This is a genomic window from Catelliglobosispora koreensis DSM 44566 (genome assembly GCF_000379685.1).
In the GTDB taxonomy this organism is placed as follows: Bacteria; Actinomycetota; Actinomycetes; order Mycobacteriales; family Micromonosporaceae; genus Catelliglobosispora; species Catelliglobosispora koreensis.
Genome location: NZ_KB903261.1, coordinates 491,055 through 510,136, shown reverse-complemented (window position 1 = coordinate 510,136; position 19,082 = coordinate 491,055). Strand labels below are relative to the sequence as shown.

The following is a 19,082-nucleotide window of genomic DNA, read 5'->3' as shown; positions in this document are numbered from 1 at the left end:
ATCTACACCCCGTGCCCCTAAGTCACATCGCCGCCGATGTAGCGCGAACGCTGCGGCAAAGCCACAGCGCTATTGAGGCGTGCCAGGCGACGGTGGCGGCACTAACCCGAGGCGACGACGGCAGCGCGATGATCGCGGCTTTGCTGCACGTTCAGGATCACCTTCGCTGTGTCGCGGCTAGTGGGTCCTGGCAGGTGTTTTCCTCGGTTCCGCTCGGGCGCGGCATCGTGGGCCGGGTTTACGCGACCGGCCAGCCCGTGGTGCTTTCCGACGTCACGGAAGATCCAGACTTCATCAGGCTGGGCGCCGATGTGGTGACCGAGATCTGCGTTCCGATCTTGGACAACACCGCTCAGCCGATCGGCACGCTCAACGTGGAGTGGACCAAGCAGGTCGATACCGACGCGTGGCGGGCGGTTCTCGCCAATGTTGGCGCGCAACTCGGAGCCCGGGTCATGGAACTCGGCGGCCCGCCTGCGGAAACCCGCGGCGAGCAATTGCTGCGGCACTCTCTCGCCCTCACCGAAGCAGAGACCGACGCTGATGTCCTGGTGCGGGTATGCCGCGCGGCTCGCGAAGTGACTGGCCTTGCCGCCGCGGTGTTGTTGCGGCCCTTGGAACCCGGCACAGGCATCGAGTTAGCGGCCAGTTCGCCGGAGGAGCGCGACCGCCCCCTGATCGCCCGGCTCGCGTCAGCACCACTCGATCAGCTGGCTAGCCTCGTCGACCGCGCTGGCCGTTATGGCGCGTCTTACTCACTCGGCGACCCGGCCCGGCTTAACGCCCAGGGTTTCGAGGCACTCACCGAAGCAGGCGTGCGCACGATGATCGCCGTCCCGCTGGGACAGGGCGCCCTGGTCGCGCTCGACGAAGGCACAACCGTGCCGGACCTCGGCACCGTCAACTTGCTCGAACTCCTTGCCGCACAAGCGACGACGTGCCTGGAGAAGCTGGCGACGTTGCGTTTGCTGCATCACCAAGCCACCTCTGACCCGCTCACGGGACTGCGCCACAGCGGACCCTTCAACACCCGCCTCGCCCGCTCCGAGCCCGGCCGGACAGCGCTGCTCGCGATCGACATCGACGAGTTCAAGCTCATCAACGACACCCTCGGCCATGCTGAAGGTGACCGGGTGCTCGTTCAGGTCGCTCAGGCACTGCAAAAGGCGCTGCGCCAAGGAGATGAGCTGTTCCGCATCGGTGGCGACGAGTTCGTGGCGGTCATTGAGGTGCCGTCGCTGGAAACCGCGATCGCCCTAGCGGAACGGCTCGTTGAGGCCGCCCGCGGCACAGGCCGCACGATCAGCGCTGGCGTCGCCGTGCAGAAGGCTGGAGAGACGCCGGTACAAGCGTTACACCGAGCCGACCGCGCGCTCTATCGTGCGAAGGCGTCCGGTCGCGACGCCGTCCAAGTCGCGCAATAAGCGATTGGCGTGCTTGCCGCTTCATCGTGATCCACAGCCCAAGACGTGATCCACAGCCTGCCAGACGTGATCAACAGGCGAGTTGATCACGTCTCAGCGGATGTGGAACACGAAAGGGAGAAGGCGGAAGGGTCCTACTTGGACAGTTCTACAGCGAGCAGCTCGGCGATCTGAGCGGCGTTCAGGGCCGCTCCCTTGCGCAGGTTGTCGCCGGTCACGAAGAAGTCCAGGGCCCGCGGGTCATCCACGGAACGCCGGATGCGGCCAACCCAGGACGGATCGGTGCCCACGGCGTCGATCGGCATCGGGAACTCGCCCGCGGCCGGGTCGTCGACCACGATCACACCAGGAGCGCCCTCAAGCACATTGCGTGCCTCAGCGGCATCCACCTCGGACCCGAAGACGGCGTGCACAGCGATCGAGTGTCCCGTGATCACGGGCACGCGCACACAGGTCGCGGAGACCTTCAAGTCGGGCAAGCCAAGGATCTTGCGCGATTCGTTGCGCATCTTGAGTTCCTCGCTTGACCACCCGTCTTGCTTCAAAGAGCCCGCCCAGGGGACGACGTTGAAGACGAGGGGTGCGGGGAACGGGCCGAGGTCATCGCCCACCGCGTGCCGCACGTTACCGGTGCGCGAGCCGAGCTGACGGTCCCCTGCGACCTTGACGATCTGGTCATACAAAGTCTCTGGCCCGGCCACGCCAGCGCCTGACGCAGCCTGGTACGAGGCGAGCACCAGCTCCTTGAGCCCGTATTCACGGTGCAGTGGAGCGATGGCGACGATCATGGCCAGAGTCGTGCAGTTGGCGTTGGCGATGATGCCCTTGGGACGGTTACGCACCTGCTCCGGGTTGATCTCCGGAACCACGAGCGGAACGTCAGGGTCCATCCGGAACGTGCCTGACTTGTCGATGACGATCGCGCCACGGGCCGCGGCGATCGGCGCCCACTCGGCGGAAACCTCATCGGGCACGTCCATCATCGCGACGTCCACACCGTCGAACGCTTCCGGCGACAGGGCGATGACTTCTACTTCTTCTCCGCGCACGACGAGACGACGGCCAGCCGAACGCGCTGAGGCGATCAGCCGGATCTCTCCCCACACGTTGGCGCGGTTGGACAGGATGTCGAGCATGACGGTGCCAACAGCACCGGTCGCCCCGACGACGGCAAGGGTAGGCAGCTTGGACATCTCAGATCACCTTCCGGTCCCGGCGTAGACAACGGCCTCTTCGGAGCTACCCAGGTCAAAAGCATCATGCAGGGCGTGGACAGCCTTATCCAGGTCTGTGTCACGGCAAACTACTGAAATCCGGATCTCCGAGGTCGAGATGATCTCGATGTTCACGCCCGCGCGGGCCAGGGCCTCACAGAAGGTCGCGGTGACGCCCGGGTGCGACCGCATACCGGCGCCGACCAGGGAAACCTTGCCGATGTGGTCATCGTAGAGCAGACCCTTGAAACCGACCTGTTCCTGGATCTTCTGAAGGGCAGCCATAGCGGCCGGTCCGTCGTCCTTCGGAAGAGTGAAGGAGATATCGGTACGTCCCGATGCCTCAGTCGAAACGTTTTGGACGATCATGTCGATGTTGATCTCAGCGTCAGCCACGGCACGGAAGATCGCCGCCGCTTCACCCGGCTCGTCCGGGACGGACAGGATCGTGATCTTCGCTTCGCTGCGGTCATGCGCCACACCGCTGATCAGGGCTTGCTCCACGGGAAGATCCTCCATCGATCCGGACACGATCGTGCCTGGTTTATCTGAGTAAGACGAGCGAACGTGAATGGGAACGCTGAACCGGCGGGCGTATTCAACACTGCGCAAGTGCAGGATTTTCGCCCCGCAAGCGGCCAGTTCGAGCATCTCTTCATAGGTGATCTGGTCAATGCGACGGGCGTTAGGCACGATACGCGGGTCGGCGCTAAAAACACCATCGACGTCAGTGTATATCTCGCAGACGTCGGCCTTCAGCGCAGCCGCTAGAGCCACTGCCGTCGTGTCCGAGCCGCCACGGCCCAGCGTCGTGATGTCCTTCGTGTCCTGAGCGACGCCCTGGAAACCCGCCACGATCGCGATCGCGCCCTCATCGAGGGCACCGCGCAGACGTCCCGGCGTCACGTCGATGATCCGCGCCCGGCCGTGCGACGACGTGGTGATCACACCAGCCTGGGAACCCGTATAGGAACGGGCCTCATAACCGAGGTTGTGGATCGCCATCGCCAGCAGGGCCATCGAAATGCGCTCACCAGCCGTCAGCAGCATGTCGAACTCACGTCCCGGCGGCAGCGGGCTCACCTGGTGAGCGAGGTCAATCAGCTCATCCGTCGTGTCACCCATAGCCGACACGACAACACAGACCTCATTGCCCGCCTTGCGCGTCGCCACAATCCGCTCCGCCACGCGCTTAATGCGCTCAGCATCAGCGACCGACGAGCCACCATATTTCTGCACCACCAGAGCCACGCAGACAGCTTAGCGGCGACTGCGTGGGCACTCTCCGTGTCAATCTCACGCTATGAGCATCCACAGAAGATCCTCAACCAGCCGGTACTGGTTGAGCCCACCCTTGCGCGGTTAACACCATCGTGACCGGAAGAAATCGCGGTGTGACACGCGCCACCAACGTTCCGCTGTCGGCCACAACCGCGAGAATGTTCCACGTGCGCCTTTTGATCGCTCCGCTCTCGGCGGCCTTACTCGCGTTATCAGCCTGCGGATCCGACCCCGTTCCCGCAGCGACCCCGGCACCCAGTGCGAGTGCTCAAGGCGTACCAGCTGAAGCGACGCAACCAAGGTCGAAGCTGGCGGCCCGCGCGGCGGCGGCCAAAGATCTGCGCCAGGTGGCGTTTTATGTTCTTAAGACGAAGGACCGTCCAGATCGGACAGTCGCGATCACCCGGGCCACCGATGGCTCTTGGCGCGTCGATATTCCCAAGTCGGCGCACGGCGGCACGATCGACATCGCGATCGTGTTCCACCAGAACGCGCTCTATCAGTGCGCGCTGCCAGGCAATTGCGTGAAGGTAGACGGACAGCTCCCCGGCACGTCCGACCCGAAGATCAGTCACCTGATCACGGACTGGCTGGCCGTCATGCTCGACCGGCAGCAGGCGATCGCGGTCAGCATCGCCCAGCCGCTGCCCGGAGCCGCGGGCGAATGCTACGCGATCGAGTCGTCGGCGGTCGCGCTGCCGATGCCGCTCGATGCCGGAATCTATTGCTACGAAAAGGACGGCACGCTCACGGCGGCTCGCCTGAGCATCGGGACGCTCGTGCTCGCCGGGCAGCCCGGACCGCCCCCGCCGACGGTCACGTTGCCCGGACCTGTCGTCCCTGGAGCACCATTGCCACTAGCCGCACCGGCCCCAACGGCGAGTTCAACTCCTGTACCTTGATCGTTTGTGAGCAGGATTCGCGAAAATCTGATTCCCCCGGCTGGACTACCCAGAAAACTCGCGATCCAGAGCCTGCTCTTCGGCATCGGCCGGGGCGCCTTCACGACCGGAAGCGCGGTCTACTTCCTCAAGATGGTGCACCTGAAACCGTGGGAAATCGGTGTCGGACTGTCCGTCGCGGCCGGCGTCGCCATGGTCAGCGCGGTGCCGATCGGTGCGCTCGCTGATCGTTTTCGCTCACGAAGTGTTTGGTACACAGGCGTTTTCATCTGTGCTCTACTGTTCGCGCTCTATCCGGCGGTGCGGGGGTTCTGGCTTTTCACGCTGCTCCTGATCGGGCTGGAGTTGGCGCAGAGCTTTGCCACGACTGGCCGCAACGTTTATCTCGTCGAGAGCCTTGAGCCCGAAATTCGCGTGGTCACGCAAGCTTTCAACCGCTCTTGGCTCAACGTGGGCTGGGGCCTGGGCACGGGCGCCGCTGGGTTCGCCTTGGCTGTGGACAAGCCGTGGGCTTATCACGCCATGGTTTACGTCAACGTCGCGGTGATGCTGATCAACGTCGTGATGATCTCGCGGCTGCCGCGATCACCGTTGGAGCACCACCCGCGAGTCGTTCACGCTAAGCGTGTCGTGTTCAAAGACCGCCCCTATCTGACCGTCCACTCACTGGTCGCCGTGCTGCTCATCCACGGGACCATCTCGCTTGAGGTCGTCCCGCTGTGGCTCGTCGTGCACACCGACGCTCCCAAGTGGATGCTCGCCGTGCTCACCTGGGTCAACACGATCATGGCCACGACGCTTCAGGTCGCGATGACCCGTGGGTCGCACACGATTCCGGGCGCCCGCCGGGTCCTTCGTTACGCGGCCTGGGTGGGTGCCCTGTGCTGCCCCATTTTCTACTTCTCGGGGCTCACCAGTGGGTGGGCCACGATCGCGCTTCTCGTGCTCGCGACGATCCTGGTCACCATGGCCGAACTGTGGCAGTCCGCCGCCCAGTGGACGCTGATGGCCGAGTTGGCACCGCACGACCGCAAGGGCGAATACATGGGTGTCGCCCGCATGTTCGGCTCCGGCCAGCACATGATCGCCCCCGCCGCGCTCATCGCGCTCGCCGTCACCACGGGCGGCTGGGGCTGGTTCGCCATCGCGCTCATCTTCGTCGCCGTCGGCCTGGCCGGCGGTGCCGCCGTCGACTGGGCTGAGCGCACGCGTCCCACAGTCCGGGCAAATGATCCCGTTCCGGCGGTCGCGGCGTAGGGTGAGATCCATCATGTGGTGCGTGGTGCTCCTCCTTCCATGCCGCAGCGAGGCCTGACCTAGCCGTCGACCAGCCTCTCGCTGCGGGATGTGGTGCTGGTCATGTTTGTCAGGACCTCCCAGGAGTGGAGCATTAACCCATGAGCGCTGCAGCCCAGCGACCAAGCAAAATGCCTTTTCATCGATACGAGCCGTACCCGTTCAGTGTTGAACTGGTTGACCGCACGTGGCCGTCCAAGCGCGTCGAGAAGGCACCCCAGTGGTGTGCCGTAGACCTGCGCGATGGCAACCAAGCCCTGATCGACCCCATGTCCCCCGAGCGCAAGCGCCGCATGTTCGAGCTGCTGGTGCGTATGGGATACAAGGAGATCGAAATCGGATTCCCCGCCGCGTCAGAGACTGACTTCGCGTTCGTCCGGCAGCTCATCGAAGAAGACCTGATCCCATCTGACGTGACGATCCAGGTGTTGGTCCAGTGCCGCGAACACCTGATCGACCGCACGTTTGAATCCCTGCGTGGCGCTAAGTCGGCCATCGTTCACTTCTACAACTCGACTTCCGTGCTGCAGCGCGAGGTCGTCTTCGGGCTCGACAAGGACGGCATCACCGCCATCGCCACCGACGGGGCCCGACTGTGCCAGAAGTACGCCTCGATCCACACCCCAGACACTGACATCCGATACGAGTACTCGCCGGAGTCGTACACGGGCACGGAATTGGAGTACGCGCTGGAAGTCTGCTCGGCCGTCATCGAGGTCATCGACCCCCGCCCCGACTGGCCGCTGATCATCAACTTGCCCGCCACGGTCGAGATGGCTTCCCCCAACGTTTACGCCGACTCGATCGAGTGGATGCACCGCAACCTGCCCCGCCGCGACTCCATCATCCTGTCGCTGCACCCGCACAACGACCGTGGCACCGGCGTTGCCGCCGCTGAACTGGGAATCCTGGCAGGCGCTGACCGTGTTGAGGGCTGCTTGTTCGGCAACGGTGAACGGACCGGAAACGTCGACCTGGTAACCCTGGGCTTGAATATGTTCAGCCAGGGCATCGACCCGATGATCGATTTCTCCGACATCGACGAAATCAAACGGACCGTCGAGTACTGCAACCAGCTGCCCGTCCACGAGCGGCACGCTTACGCGGGCGACCTGGTCTACACGTCGTTCTCCGGCTCACACCAGGACGCCATCAAGAAGGGCTTTGACGCCCTGGCCAAGCGCGGGCCGTTCTGGGGTGTGCCTTACCTGCCGATCGACCCGAAGGACGTTGGCCGGTCCTACGAAGCCGTCATCCGCGTCAACTCGCAGTCCGGCAAGGGCGGCGTGGCCTACATCATGAAGTCCGAACACCACCTCGACCTGCCGCGCCGTCTGCAGATCGAGTTCTCGGGCGTCATCCAGCGTCACACCGATGGTGAAGGTGGCGAAGTCACCCCGACGCAGATGTGGGACATCTTCTCCGCTGAATACCTGTCTTCAGTGCTGCCACCTTACGAACTGTCCACTTCGGACGGCAAGGTGGAGATCGTTATCGCTGGCTCGCGAGGCGTAGGTAACGGTCCGATCGACGCCTACACCCACGCTCTGGGCCGTTCCGTGCGCGTCCTCGACTACGCCGAGCACGCCCTGACCTCCGGTGGCGACGCCCAGGCAGCCGCCTATGTCGAGTGCGAAGTGGACGGCGAAGTCCGCTGGGGCGTAGGCATCGACGCCAACATCGTCACCGCCTCACTCAAAGCAGTAGCCTCCGCGGTCGCCCGCGGCTAGTCCTTGTTTCCTCCGGCCGCCGCCAGGTATTCGCTCACCTGGCGGCGGCCATTTCCTTGCCCAACTTCCGTGTTCCTTCCTCCCGCTTGACTGGCCGCACTGCTTCCGCTTCCCTTGCGCGCCCGCCCACCATCGACTCCCTTTCGCCTGCCCCGCCTCCCCAGCGTTCTTGGACCGGTGGCGGAGCCGCGGGATGAAGATCGGGCACCGACGGCATCGCGGGCCCGGGACGCGCGGACATTGAGGGCCTCGCGGGAGGGACGGTCTGGGCCACGGCGGGCATCGGAAGTGGGAATTGAGGTTCTTCGCTTGGATCTGGATCTTCTGATCTGATCCACAGCCCGAAAGGGGTGATCGAATGGCCCGTTGATCACCCTTATTGGGATATGGATCAGCGTTGGAGATCCACATTGGTGCGGGCGGTCGGCAGCGATGCCGCTTCATCGTGATCCACAGCCCAGACGGTGATCCACAGCCACTGAGGCGTGATCAAACCGCCTGTGGATCACGTCCTGCGGGATGTGGATCACGACCCCCAGCGGTGGGGCGCCACAAGCGGATGGCGGGCACGGGCAAAAGGCGGGGCGGAGGCGCGGGCGAAGGGAGGGAGGGAGGGAGGGGGTTAGGCGGGAGGGGTGGGGGAAGTCCGGGCTGGCGGGCGCGATAGGAAGAGGGCGATCAAACCGCCGAGGGCGAGGAAGGCGGCGCACCAGATGGTTGCCGAGCGGTAGGCGGAGGTGAGCGGGCCGGCCTGTTCGTATTCGGCGCCGGAGAGCCCCACCAGGAGTGGCAACGCGGCCACGGCGAGGAGGGAGCCAGCGCGGGCGGCGGCGTTGTTGATGCCGCTGGCGACTCCGGCGTAACGGTCTGCCAAGGCGGCGAGGACCGTCGTCGTCAACGGAGCGACAAGCAGTGTCAAGCCAACGCTGAAGATCACGACACCGGGAAAGATCGACGTCCAGTAATTCGGGCCGGCCCAGCGCAATAGCAAGGCGCCCAATGCACACAGCAAAGGTCCGGCCACCAGCTGCAATCGAGGGCCGATCTTCGAGGCCACGGCACCCGAGCGCGACGAGAACACGAGCAAGAAGATGGTGATCGGCAACGTCGCCAGGCCAGCCTGCAAAGCCGAGTAGCCAAGCACGTTCTGCAGGAAGATCACGAGCAGGAAGAACAGTCCGCCGAAGGCGCCGTAAACAATTACGGTGTAGACGTTCAGCACCGAGAACACGCTGCTGCTGAACAGGTGCAGCGGCATCATGGCCCGTTCGCGGAGCGAACGTTCGATGAGCACGAAAGCCAAGCCCAGCACGACAGCCAGCACACCAAACGGCCACGAGGGCGCGATCAAGGCGTAGGTCAAGAAAGCCAACGTCAGTGCGCCAAGGACAGCACCGCCGAAGTCGAATCGCCCGCTGGCCGAGGCATCGGAGCTCTCCGGAACGTACCGCCACGTCAACAGCAGCACAGCCAACGCGAACGGCACGTTGATGAAGAAGATCCAGCGCCACGACGCTTGATCGATCAGGAAGCCGCCGATGAACGGGCCCAGGGCGGTGGTCACGCCGGACAGTCCGGACCAGGCGCCGATGGCTTTACCGCGCTCTTCTGAGGCGAAGGAAGCCTGAATCAGGGCAAGCGATCCGGGCGTCAGGAGCGCGGCCCCGATGCCCTGGACGATCCGCGCGATGATCAAAGTTGTCGGTTCCTGCGCCGCTCCACACGCGACAGACGCGAGCGTGAACCAGATGACGCCGATCAGAAAAACGCGCCGGCGCCCAAACTTGTCGCCCAGCGCACCGCCCAGCAGCACGAACGCGGCCAAGGTGAGCGTGTATCCATTCACGACCCACTGCAGCTCCGCCAGCGATGCTCCCAGCTCACGCCCGAGGGCCGGCAGGGCGACATTGACCACAGTGGAGTCCAGGAATGCCATTCCTGAGGCCAAAACCGCGGCTGCCAGCGTGCCGCGCCCGGCCGCGCTGCCGAGTCTGAGCTTAGAATCCACTGTGCTCTCCCCTCGTATTGCCTCCATTTTGCTCAGTCTTGCCCTCATCAGCGGTTGTTCAGGCCCGGGCTCGCCGAGTCAAACAACCAGCAAAGGCCCCGCGAACAGCGGCAGCACCAAGGTTTCGCTGCAGAGCCTGAGGATCGCCGACCCCCGTCCGATGAAGGATTACACCCGTGATCGCTTCGCGCACTGGAACAAGGCCGGCTCCAACTGCGACGTTCGCGACACGGTGCTGGAGCGAGACGGCAAGAACATCAACAAGACGGGCTGCAACATCACCGGCGGCGAATGGTTCAGTGTCTACGACGGACAGACACTCACCGATCCGCTGAAGGTCGACATCGACCACATGGTGCCGCTGGCTAACGCGTGGCGGTCCGGCGCGGATGTCTGGGACGACAAGAAACGGTCCGCCTTCGCCAATGACCTGGAGCGCCCGCAGCTGCGCGCGGTTTCCGCGTCGAGCAACCGTTCCAAGGGCGACCAGGACCCGTCGCAGTGGAAGCCGCCGAGCAAAGATTTCTGGTGTCAGTATGCCCAGGAGTGGATTGCGGTGAAGAGTTTCTGGGAACTCACCGTAACCAAGGACGAAAAGGCAGCTCTCACTGAAATGCTGGGGACGTGCAGTTAGATGTGATTGCCCCACCGGGCGGAGTAATGACAGATGAAGTCGGTGCTATCACCGGCGAACTGACGCTGGCGGCGTCCGAAGACACCGCCAGCGTGAAGGTTCAGTACAAGGACGCGGCCGAGTGGTACACGGTCTCGCCCGAGTCGATGGACTGGGTCAAACAGCAGCTAGAAGGCCACTGAGCTCTTCGGCGTAGTGGCAGGCCACCTTGTGGCCGTCCACTTCACGCAGCTCCGGACGCTCCTGGGCACAACGTTCCTTCGCCCAGGGGCACCGGGTGCGGAAGCGGCAACCGCTCGGCGGGTTAGCCGGTGACGGCAGGTCACCCTTGAGCAGGATCCGCTCACGGCGCTCTTCCACCAGCGGGTCCGGCACCGGAACCGCTGACATCAGTGCCTTCGTGTACGGGTGCAGCGGCCGCCGGTAAAGGTCGTTACTGGACGCTTCCTCGACGAGTGCGCCCAAGTACATGACCCCGACCGTGTCGGAGATGTGCCGCACCACGGCGAGATCGTGCGCGATGACGAGATAGGTCAGGCCGAGCTCGTTTTGCAGCTCGTCCAGCAGATTGATGACCTGCGCCTGAATCGACACGTCCAAAGCCGACACAGGCTCATCGGCCACGATCAGTTCCGGGCTGAGCACCAGCGCCCGCGCGATGCCGATGCGCTGCCGCTGACCTCCAGAAAATTCATGGGGGTACCGCGAAAGCGCCCACTGAGGCAGCCCCACCGCGTCAAGCGTGCGTGAGATGAGCGCCCTGCGGCCGTCACGGTTGCCGCCGATGCCGTGGGCCAGCAGCCCCTCGGACAGAATCGACTCGATGTTCTGCCTCGGGTCCAAACTCGACATCGGATCCTGGAAGATCATCTGCATCCGTTTGCGCTGGGCACGCAGTTTCTCCGGCGGCAACGTCGTCAGATCGACGCCGCCGAGCTTGACCGAGCCCGCTGTCGGTTTCGTGAGCTGAAGCAAAGCCCGGCCGAGCGTGGACTTGCCACAGCCCGATTCGCCGACCAGTCCATAGGTTTGCCCCTGCCCGATGCTGAGCGACACCCCATCGACCGCTTTGACGTGGCCAATGACCTTGTCGAAGATGATTCCCTTCGTGATCGGGAAGTGCACCTTAAGGTCGTCGATCTCGACGAGTTTGCCGGTCATTCGATTGCTCCTGAAACCTCGCGTGAATAGAGCGCAGCTTCGTCCTGGCCGGACTCTTCGAGGACCGGGTTGACACAGCGGAACGCGTGAGCGCCACCGGTCAGTTCAGGCGGACCCTCCACACACGCCTCCGTCACCCGGTCACACCGTGGCGCGAAGGCGCAGCCTTCCAGCCACGGCAGCAGGTCACGTACCGAGCCGGGGATCGGGTTGAGCCGTTCCCCGCGCACGGAATCGAGCCGTGGGATCGACGACAGGAGGCCATGTGTGTACGGGTGCGTCGGCTTAGCGAACAGCGCGTGGCGCCCTGCGGTCTCGACGACGCGGCCGGCGTACAAGACGTTGATCCAGTCACACAATCCCGCGACCACGCCCAAGTCGTGCGTGATCATGACCATCGCGGTGCCATCCTGGTGCACGAGTTCCTTAAGCAGCTCAAGGATTTGCGCCTGGATGGTCACGTCGAGCGCCGTCGTTGGCTCGTCTGCGATCAAAAGCCGGGGCCGGCAAGCCACCGCCATAGCGATCAAGGCCCGCTGCCGCATCCCGCCCGAGAGCTGATGCGGGTACTCCTTGAGGCGCCGCCGTGGATCCGGAATGCCGACGCGATCGAGCAGCAGCTCGGCCTCCTTCTTGGCGGCCTCGCCCTTCATGCCACGGTGCCGCGTCAGCACCTCTGTCACCTGGTCGCCAATGGGCACGACAGGGTTAAGTGAGCTCAGCGGGTCTTGGAAGATCATGGCGATCTCCCGTCCGCGAAGGTCACGCATGGTGCGCTGGTCGGTGCGCAGCAGATCCACGCCGTTGTCGAAGATCGCCTTACCGCCGGTCTTAACACCCCGTGGCGGCAACAGTCCCATCAGCGCCAGCGACGTGACCGACTTGCCGCAGCCGGATTCTCCAACCAGGCCAACGATTTCGCCGGAACGCACCTCGAACGTGACACCGTCGACCGCGCGAACGTCTTCTCGCCCTTTGCTATGAAAGACGACCGACAGATCCTGAACATCTAGCAAACTCACGCCGAAGCCTCCCTTCGGTCGGCTTCGCCGCGAGGCACTAGCGACCCTGCAATCCTGATTCGCTCGAGCAAGCTCTCGCTCATGTCACATCACTTCCGCAGCTTCGGGTCGAGAGCTTCCCGCATCGCCTCACCGAGCAAGGTGAACCCGAGGGCCGTGATGATGATGCCGATGGCCGGGAAGAGTGCCAGGTGCGGCGCGTAGTCGAACCGGCTGTTGAACAGGCCGTCGGCGAGCATCGTGCCCCACTCGGCCTGCGACGAGTCGGGGTTGCCCAGTCCCAGGAACGATAGGCCGGCCGCCTCGATGATCGCCGTCGCGAGCGTGAGCGTTGCCTGCACGAGCACCGGTGCGATCGAGTTCGGCAGGATGTGGCTCAGCGCGATCTTGCGCTTGTGTACGCCGAGAGACGTAGCCGCCACCACATATTCCGCATTGGACTGTGCGATCATCGCGCCTCGCAGCAAGCGGGCGAAGATCGGCACCGAGATGAACCCGACAGCGATCATGACGGTCATCAGGCTCGGCCGCAGCAAGGCGACCAAGCTGATCGCGAGCAACAGGCTCGGCATCGCGAGCAGCATGTCGATGAACCGCATGAGCACGTTGTCGATCGTCCGGCCCCGCTTGCCCCCCAAACCGTAAGCGGCACCGGCGATGCCGCCGATGAGGCAGCCGAGCGTGAGCCCGATCGCGGTCGCCACGACGCCCACCAGAAGCGTCTGCCGCGCGCCCACGATCATGCGGCTGAACATGTCGCGGCCCTGGTGATCCAGACCTAGCCAGAACTCACTGTTGGGGCCGGGGTAGATCGCCTGGCCTTCCTTGACCTCCAGCCCAAACGGAATGCCCACCCCGATCTGACCCGGGTCATAGGGCACCAGGAACGGGCCGAGGACGGCGATCAGGATGAACACGCCCAGGATGCTGGCGCCGACGATGGCTGACGGATTGCGGCGTACGCGCTTGAGCGCCTCACGCCACAGGCTCTCGCCCTGCTCTTTGGAGTGAACGGCGGCGAGCTCAGCAAGCCGTTCCAGCTTCGCGATCTTCTTACGGGCCAGTGCTGTCATCGCACACGCACCCTCGGGTCGATGAACGTGTAGGAAATGTCCACGATGAGGTTCACGATGACGTAGACCACGGCGATGATCAGGATGAAGCCCATCATGACCGGATAGTCGCGGTGATCAATGGACTGCGCGGCGAACTGCCCGATCCCGGTGAACGAGAACACCGTTTCCGTGAGCACAGCTCCCGACAGCAGGCCACCGGTCAGCAACCCGATCACGGTCACGACCGGGAGCATGGCGTTGCGCAGCACATGCCGTCCCCTGATCCGCCGTTCCGTGAGGCCCTTGGCCTGAGCCGTGCGCACATAGTCCTCATTGAGCACTTCGAGCACGCTCGCCCGCGTGATCCGGACGATGATCGCCAGCGGAATACTCGCGAGCGTCAGCCCAGGTAGGACGAGATGCCAGAGCGCGTCGAGGGCTGCGTCCCACTCCTGCGTCATGATCCCGTCAAGCACGTAAAAGCCGGTGATGTGGGTCGCGTCGATCGTCGTGTCTTGCCTGCCGAACGTGGGGAACCAGCCCAGCTTCACCGCGAACACGGCTTTGATCAAGTACCCCAGGAAGAAAATGGGAATGCAGATCGCCACGAGCGAGCCGCCGACGGACATGTGGTCCAGCCAGCTGGCGCGGCGTTTCGCGGCGAGATAACCCAGCGGAATCCCGAGCCCGATCGCGAAAAGCATCGCGACGACAGTCAGCTCGATGGTGCCGGGGAAGCGTTCGAGGAACAGATCGATGACGGGGCGTTTCTCGCTGAGCGAGTTGCCAAGGTCACCTGTGAGCAGTTGTTTCAGGAACCGTCCATATTGGACGAAGATCGGATCGTCGAGGCCCATGGCCTCACGCACAGCCGCACGGGTTTCGGGGGTGGCCCGTTCGCCGAGGAGTGCGGTCTCCGGACCGCCTGGCAGGCGGTGCAACCAGATGAAAAGTAAAAGCGACAGCCCGAGCAACGTGGGGATTAGCTGCAACAGGCGCCGGACGATGAAGCGCAGCATCGCGGGCTCGTCTCAGTCTCGAGGGTGGCACCGGCCCCTGTAGAGCACCGGGGTGCGGTGTCCACAGGGGCCGGTGTTAACCGTTATTTGAATTCAGCCGAGGCGTAGCGCTCGTTTGTCAGCGGGCTGGGCTTAACACCGGTCACGTTCTTACCGAGAACCAGTGCGTTCGGCCCGTGCGCGATCGGCACACCTGGCAGGAACTTCAAGAGTTCAGCGTTCAGAGCCTTGTAGAGCTCAACGCGCTTGTTGATGTCCGGCTCCTTGTCGGCGGCCTTGAACTGGTCGAACAGGGCCTGGTTGGTGAAGCCCCACTCGTCCTTGGCACGGTCGAAGAAGGTGCCGATGAAGTTGTAGGCGTCACCGTAGTCACCGGTCCAGCCGAGCAGGTGCAGGTCGTGGTTCTTACCGGTCTGCACGGCGTTCAGGTATTCCGGGTTCCACTTCAGCGGAATCGCCTCGACCTCGATGCCAACAGCCTTCAGGTCAGCCACCATCATCTCGTGGATGTCCTTCGGGGCCGGCATGTACGGCCGGGTGACCTCGGTCGGGTAGTGGAACTTCAGCTTCAGACCGGTAACACCGGCGGAAGCTAGCAGCGCCTTGGCCTTGGTCGGGTCGTAGTCGTACTTGGTGACGCCTGGGTTGTGGCCCGGAACCGTCGGCGGCTGGAAGTTGATCGCGACCTCAGAACCGATGGGGTACTTCGAGTCGATGATCGCCTTCTTGTTGATCGCGTGCGCGATCGCCTGACGCACCTCTGGCTTGGCCAGCGCCGGGTTTCCACTCTGGTTGATCGCCAGGTAGAGGATGTTGAACGCGGGACGCGGCAGCAGGTTGTAACCAGCGTCCTTCAGAGCCTTCTGGTCGGCCGGCGCGACAAGGTCGTAGCCGTCGATGTCGCCAGCTTCCAGCGACTGCTTCGCCGAACCGGTCAGGGTCTTGAAGTGCAGGTTCTTGATCTTCGCCTTTTCACCGTGGTAGTTGTCGAACTTGGTCAGCTTGATGACCTTGTTCGCGCGGTCCCACGCCTCGAACTTGTAGGCGCCGGTGCCGACTGGGCTGTCCGTCGCGTACTTCGGGTAGGTGATGCTCTCCGCGGTGCCACCGATCTTGTCGGCCTCGAAGTCCTTCAGCGCCTTGGGGCTGGACATCGAGAACGACGGCAGCGCGAGGGCGGCGGGGAACTTGCTGGTAACCGAGGTGATGGCGATTTCAGCGGTGTCCGCGCCCTTGACCGTGCAGGACTTGAACAGGCTCGGCGGAAGCTTCGGGTCCTCGCTCTTGGCGAAGCCACCGAAGATGTCCTGCCAATAGGAGGAAACGTCGGGGCTCTGCAGCAGACCGCTGTAGTTGAACCAACGGTTGAAGTTGAAACAGACAGCCTCGGCGTTGAAGTCGGTGCCGTCGTGGAACTTCACGCCGGTCTTGAGCTTGAACGTCCAGACCAGACCCGTGGAGTCGGGGGTAAAGCTCGTCGCGAGGCCGGGCACGATCTTCGCGCCGCCTTCCTCGGGCTGAACAAGCGTCTCGAAGATCTGACGCGCCACGCGCAGCGACTCACCGTCGCTAGCGAATGACGGGTCGAGCACCTTCGCGTCGCCGGCCACACCGAAGACGAGCGTGTCCTTCTTTGGCGCTTCCGGGTCGCGACCGCTCTCCGCGCAGCCCGCCGCTGCGAGGGCGAGTGCCGCGGCCGCGGCGACCGCAATGGCGGTCTTGAGCCGTGGTGCACGCATGGGGGTTCACCTCTGTCTTAGTCCGTCGCCGCTTGCACGCAAACGGCAGGTGACTGTGGTCACCGTTTGGCCGAACCTTAGTAGCAGTTAGGTAGCCAAGCGTGTTTTGGATCAATAGTGATACCGAACCGTTGCATCGATCATGGTCGCTGGCAGGAACGGGCCGAGCGCTGATGGTCATACCCGGGCGGTAAGTTTGCGGCGTGGCATTGGCGCTTTACCGCAAGTACCGCCCTCGCTCATTCGCCGAGATGATCGGCCAGGAGCACGTGACTGATCCACTAAGTCAGGCCCTGCGTAGCGGGCGGCTCAATCATGCCTATTTATTCTCTGGCCCCCGAGGGTGCGGCAAGACCTCCAGCGCACGCATTCTGGCGCGCTCGCTGAACTGCGCCACGGGCCCGACGCCCGAGCCGTGCGGCACCTGCGATAGCTGCATCGCACTGGCACCCGACGGTCCCGGCTCGATCGACGTCATTGAGATCGACGCCGCTTCGCACGGCGGCGTGGACGACGCACGCGAGTTACGCGAGCGTGCCTTCTTCGCCCCAGCTTCGAGCCGCTTCAAGGTTTACATCATCGATGAGGCGCACATGGTCTCGTCGGCTGGCTTTAACGCGCTGCTCAAGCTGGTGGAAGAGCCGCCTGACTACGTCAAGTTCGTCTTCGCGACGACCGAGCCGGAGAAGGTGCTGGGCACGATCAAGTCCCGCACGCACCATTACCCCTTCCGGTTGATTCCGCCGAGTGTTCTGCGGCCTTATCTGGAAAAGCTCGCCGACGCCGAAGGCGTGAAGGTCGAGCCACAGGTCTTCTCGCTCGTCGTTCGCGCTGGCGGTGGATCGGCCCGTGACTCACTGTCCGTCTTGGACCAGTTGATCGCGGGTGCCGGTGCTGACGGGGTGACCTATGCCCGCGCGGTTTCCTTGCTGGGAGTCACCGACGTCGCGTTGATCGACGAGATGGCTGACGCCCTGGCGGCTGGGGATGGGGCCGCAGCCTTCGCCACCATCGACCGGCTGGCCGAGGCAGGCCACGACTCGCGGCGCTTCGCCGCTGACCTGCTCCAGCGTTTCCGTGACCTGATCATCCTGCGCCAGATCCCCGACGCGGTCGAGAAGGGCCTGCTCGACGCTCCCGACGACGAGCTGGCCCGCATGCGCACACAGGCCGGTCAGCTCGGCGACGCGACGCTGTCCCGGTGCGCCGACATCGTCCACAACGGACTCGTCGAGATGCGAGGCGCGGCCTCACCACGCCTGCTCCTCGAGCTGATCGTCGCGCGGATGCTCCTGCCGGCAGCAGAAGAGTCCGTGTCAGCCCTCCTGCAACGCGTCGAACGCCTCGAATCCGGCTCCTTCATCCCCGCCTCGGCTGCTGCGGCCAGTGGTTCCGGCGCTGGTTCGGCTTCGGGCGCTTCCGGCAACGGAGCTGGCTCCGGTTCGGCGCCTGGCGGCCCGGGTGCCGGTGCGGCAATTGCTTCCGGCAGCGGCGGTTCAGCCGGCGGCACTGGTTCGGGCAGCGGTGCGGCAAGCGCTTCGAGTGCTTCCGGCAGCGGCGGTTCGGCTGGTTCCGCAGTCGCTTCCGGCACTGCGGCTTCCGGTGCGGGTGCGGCAGGCGCTTCGGGTGCGGCAGGCGCTTCAGGTGCGGCAGGCGCTTCAGGTGCGGCAGGCGCTTCAGGTGCGGCAGGCGCTTCAGGTGCGGCAGGCGCTTCAGGCGGCGCGGGCTTCGGGGGCGGTTCCGGACCGGGATCGGCACAAGCGGCCGCTAGGGCTGCCGCTTCGCAAGCCGCGTCACGTTCTTCGTCCGGGGCGCAAGCAAGCCGGGGCAAGGACAAGGCGCCTGCGGCACCAGCCGTACCAGAGGAGTGGCCCACCGCCGCGACACCCGGCGCTCCGTCCACAAAGGACGACAGCGCCTGGCCCGAGGCCGCCGCACTGGGAACAGCCACCGCGACGGAAGCCGAGCCCACGTCAACTCCAGCACCACGGTCCGCTTCGGACACCGGCGTTGACGCGGCGACGTTCCGCCGTCACTGGGATGAGATCGTGCGCATGGTGGGCCAGGGCAGCAAGAAAGCGGCCGCTTTCGCGCGCGAAGCCGTTGTCCGGGAAGTCGAAGGCAACGCTCTCGTCCTGGTCTTCAAGCACAAGATCCATGCCGATGGCGTGAACAACGATCCCGCCCCGCTGCGCGAGGCTGTGCGTCAGGTCATGGGCGGTTCGTGGGAGTTGCGCTGCGAGATCGGTGGCGATCAGCGCCAGCAGGCGGCCCGCCCGGTCAGCGCTCCCGTCCCGCAACGGCAAGCACCACCGCCAGCGAGTGCGAGCCCGCCAGCCGCGCCAGCTAAAAAGGCAGCACCCGCCAAGGCGGTGCCAGCTAAGGGAGCGGCTCCCAGCGACGAGGACATCCCGTTCGACCCTGAGTTCGATGGCGGCGGCTTCGACCCGGGTGATGAACCCGACGTGGAGACTGATTCACTGGCAGTGCGCCAAACTAGCGAGGAGCAGGCGCTCGAGTCGCTGCGCAAAAGCTTCAACCTTGAGAAAATCAACGAAACAGGCCGCTAAAGAGGAGCCTCACCATGCGCCCGGGTG

General features: G+C 64.3%; 15 protein-coding genes. 7 read left to right on the top strand and 8 right to left on the bottom strand.

Annotation, left to right across the window (positions count from 1 at the left end; translation table 11 throughout):
• The first annotated feature begins 11 nt into the window (after positions 1–11).
• Positions 12–1,424: a sensor domain-containing diguanylate cyclase gene (locus tag A3E1_RS0121805; protein ID WP_051105096.1), complete on the top strand. Its 1,413-nt coding sequence runs from the start codon at positions 12–14 to the stop codon at positions 1,422–1,424.
• Between the two features lie 134 nt (positions 1,425–1,558).
• Here A3E1_RS0121805 and A3E1_RS0121800 read toward each other — a convergent pair whose 3' ends face one another.
• Positions 1,559–2,617 carry an aspartate-semialdehyde dehydrogenase gene (locus A3E1_RS0121800; protein WP_020522920.1) on the bottom strand — a complete coding sequence of 353 codons (1,059 nt, stop codon included), beginning with the start codon at positions 2,615–2,617 and terminating at the stop codon, positions 1,559–1,561.
• A 6-nt stretch (positions 2,618–2,623) separates the two neighbouring features.
• Entirely contained in the window at positions 2,624–3,889 is a 1,266-nt protein-coding gene (locus A3E1_RS0121795; protein WP_020522919.1) for an aspartate kinase, read from the bottom strand.
• A gap of 143 nt (positions 3,890–4,032) precedes the next feature.
• On the opposite strand from A3E1_RS0121795, the gene A3E1_RS0121790 reads away from it, so the two are divergent.
• From A3E1_RS0121790 to leuA, 3 genes are all read left to right on the top strand, one after another.
• Complete coding sequence (locus tag A3E1_RS0121790; protein ID WP_020522918.1) at positions 4,033–4,821, top strand: hypothetical protein; 789 nt, start codon at positions 4,033–4,035, stop codon at positions 4,819–4,821.
• A gap of 6 nt (positions 4,822–4,827) precedes the next feature.
• Positions 4,828–6,078: an MFS transporter gene (locus A3E1_RS0121785; RefSeq protein ID WP_020522917.1), complete on the top strand. Its 1,251-nt coding sequence runs from the start codon at positions 4,828–4,830 to the stop codon at positions 6,076–6,078.
• 140 nt (positions 6,079–6,218) lie between these two features.
• Positions 6,219–7,847, top strand: coding sequence for a 2-isopropylmalate synthase (gene leuA, locus A3E1_RS0121780; RefSeq protein ID WP_026208698.1), 1,629 nt, complete (start codon positions 6,219–6,221; stop codon positions 7,845–7,847).
• A 622-nt stretch (positions 7,848–8,469) separates the two neighbouring features.
• Here the strand turns inward: leuA and A3E1_RS0121770 are convergent.
• The gene (locus A3E1_RS0121770) at positions 8,470–9,882 is read right to left on the bottom strand and encodes an MFS transporter (RefSeq protein WP_051105095.1); all 1,413 of its coding nucleotides are present in this window, start codon (positions 9,880–9,882) and stop codon (positions 8,470–8,472) included.
• Here A3E1_RS0121770 and A3E1_RS0121765 point away from each other — a divergent pair.
• Positions 9,830–10,489: an HNH endonuclease family protein gene (locus A3E1_RS0121765; protein WP_083929589.1), complete on the top strand. Its 660-nt coding sequence runs from the start codon at positions 9,830–9,832 to the stop codon at positions 10,487–10,489. The genes A3E1_RS0121770 and A3E1_RS0121765 overlap by 53 nt on opposite strands.
• The gene (locus tag A3E1_RS47300) at positions 10,480–10,671 is read left to right on the top strand and encodes a hypothetical protein (RefSeq protein ID WP_040391298.1); all 192 of its coding nucleotides are present in this window, start codon (positions 10,480–10,482) and stop codon (positions 10,669–10,671) included. The genes A3E1_RS0121765 and A3E1_RS47300 overlap by 10 nt, the downstream gene beginning before the upstream one ends.
• Here the strand turns inward: A3E1_RS47300 and A3E1_RS0121755 are convergent.
• From A3E1_RS0121755 to A3E1_RS0121735, 5 genes are all read right to left on the bottom strand, one after another.
• Entirely contained in the window at positions 10,646–11,650 is a 1,005-nt protein-coding gene (locus A3E1_RS0121755) for an ABC transporter ATP-binding protein (protein WP_020522911.1), read from the bottom strand. The two genes, A3E1_RS47300 and A3E1_RS0121755, sit on opposite strands and share 26 nt — an antisense overlap.
• On the bottom strand, positions 11,647–12,672 hold the full coding sequence (locus A3E1_RS0121750) for an ABC transporter ATP-binding protein (RefSeq protein WP_020522910.1): 1,026 nt from the start codon (positions 12,670–12,672) through the stop codon (positions 11,647–11,649). The genes A3E1_RS0121755 and A3E1_RS0121750 overlap by 4 nt, the downstream gene beginning before the upstream one ends.
• Positions 12,673–12,761: 89 nt before the next feature.
• A complete protein-coding gene (locus A3E1_RS0121745) occupies positions 12,762–13,745 on the bottom strand; it encodes an ABC transporter permease (RefSeq protein ID WP_020522909.1) in 984 nt (327 codons plus the stop codon).
• A complete protein-coding gene (locus A3E1_RS0121740) occupies positions 13,742–14,746 on the bottom strand; it encodes an ABC transporter permease (protein ID WP_020522908.1) in 1,005 nt (334 codons plus the stop codon). The genes A3E1_RS0121745 and A3E1_RS0121740 overlap by 4 nt, the downstream gene beginning before the upstream one ends.
• 83 nt (positions 14,747–14,829) lie before the next feature.
• Entirely contained in the window at positions 14,830–16,485 is a 1,656-nt protein-coding gene (locus A3E1_RS0121735; RefSeq protein ID WP_020522907.1) for an ABC transporter substrate-binding protein, read from the bottom strand.
• 203 nt (positions 16,486–16,688) lie between these two features.
• On the opposite strand from A3E1_RS0121735, the gene A3E1_RS0121730 reads away from it, so the two are divergent.
• Complete coding sequence (locus A3E1_RS0121730) at positions 16,689–19,055, top strand: DNA polymerase III subunit gamma and tau (protein WP_020522906.1); 2,367 nt, start codon at positions 16,689–16,691, stop codon at positions 19,053–19,055.
• Positions 19,056–19,082: the final 27 nt, after the last annotated feature.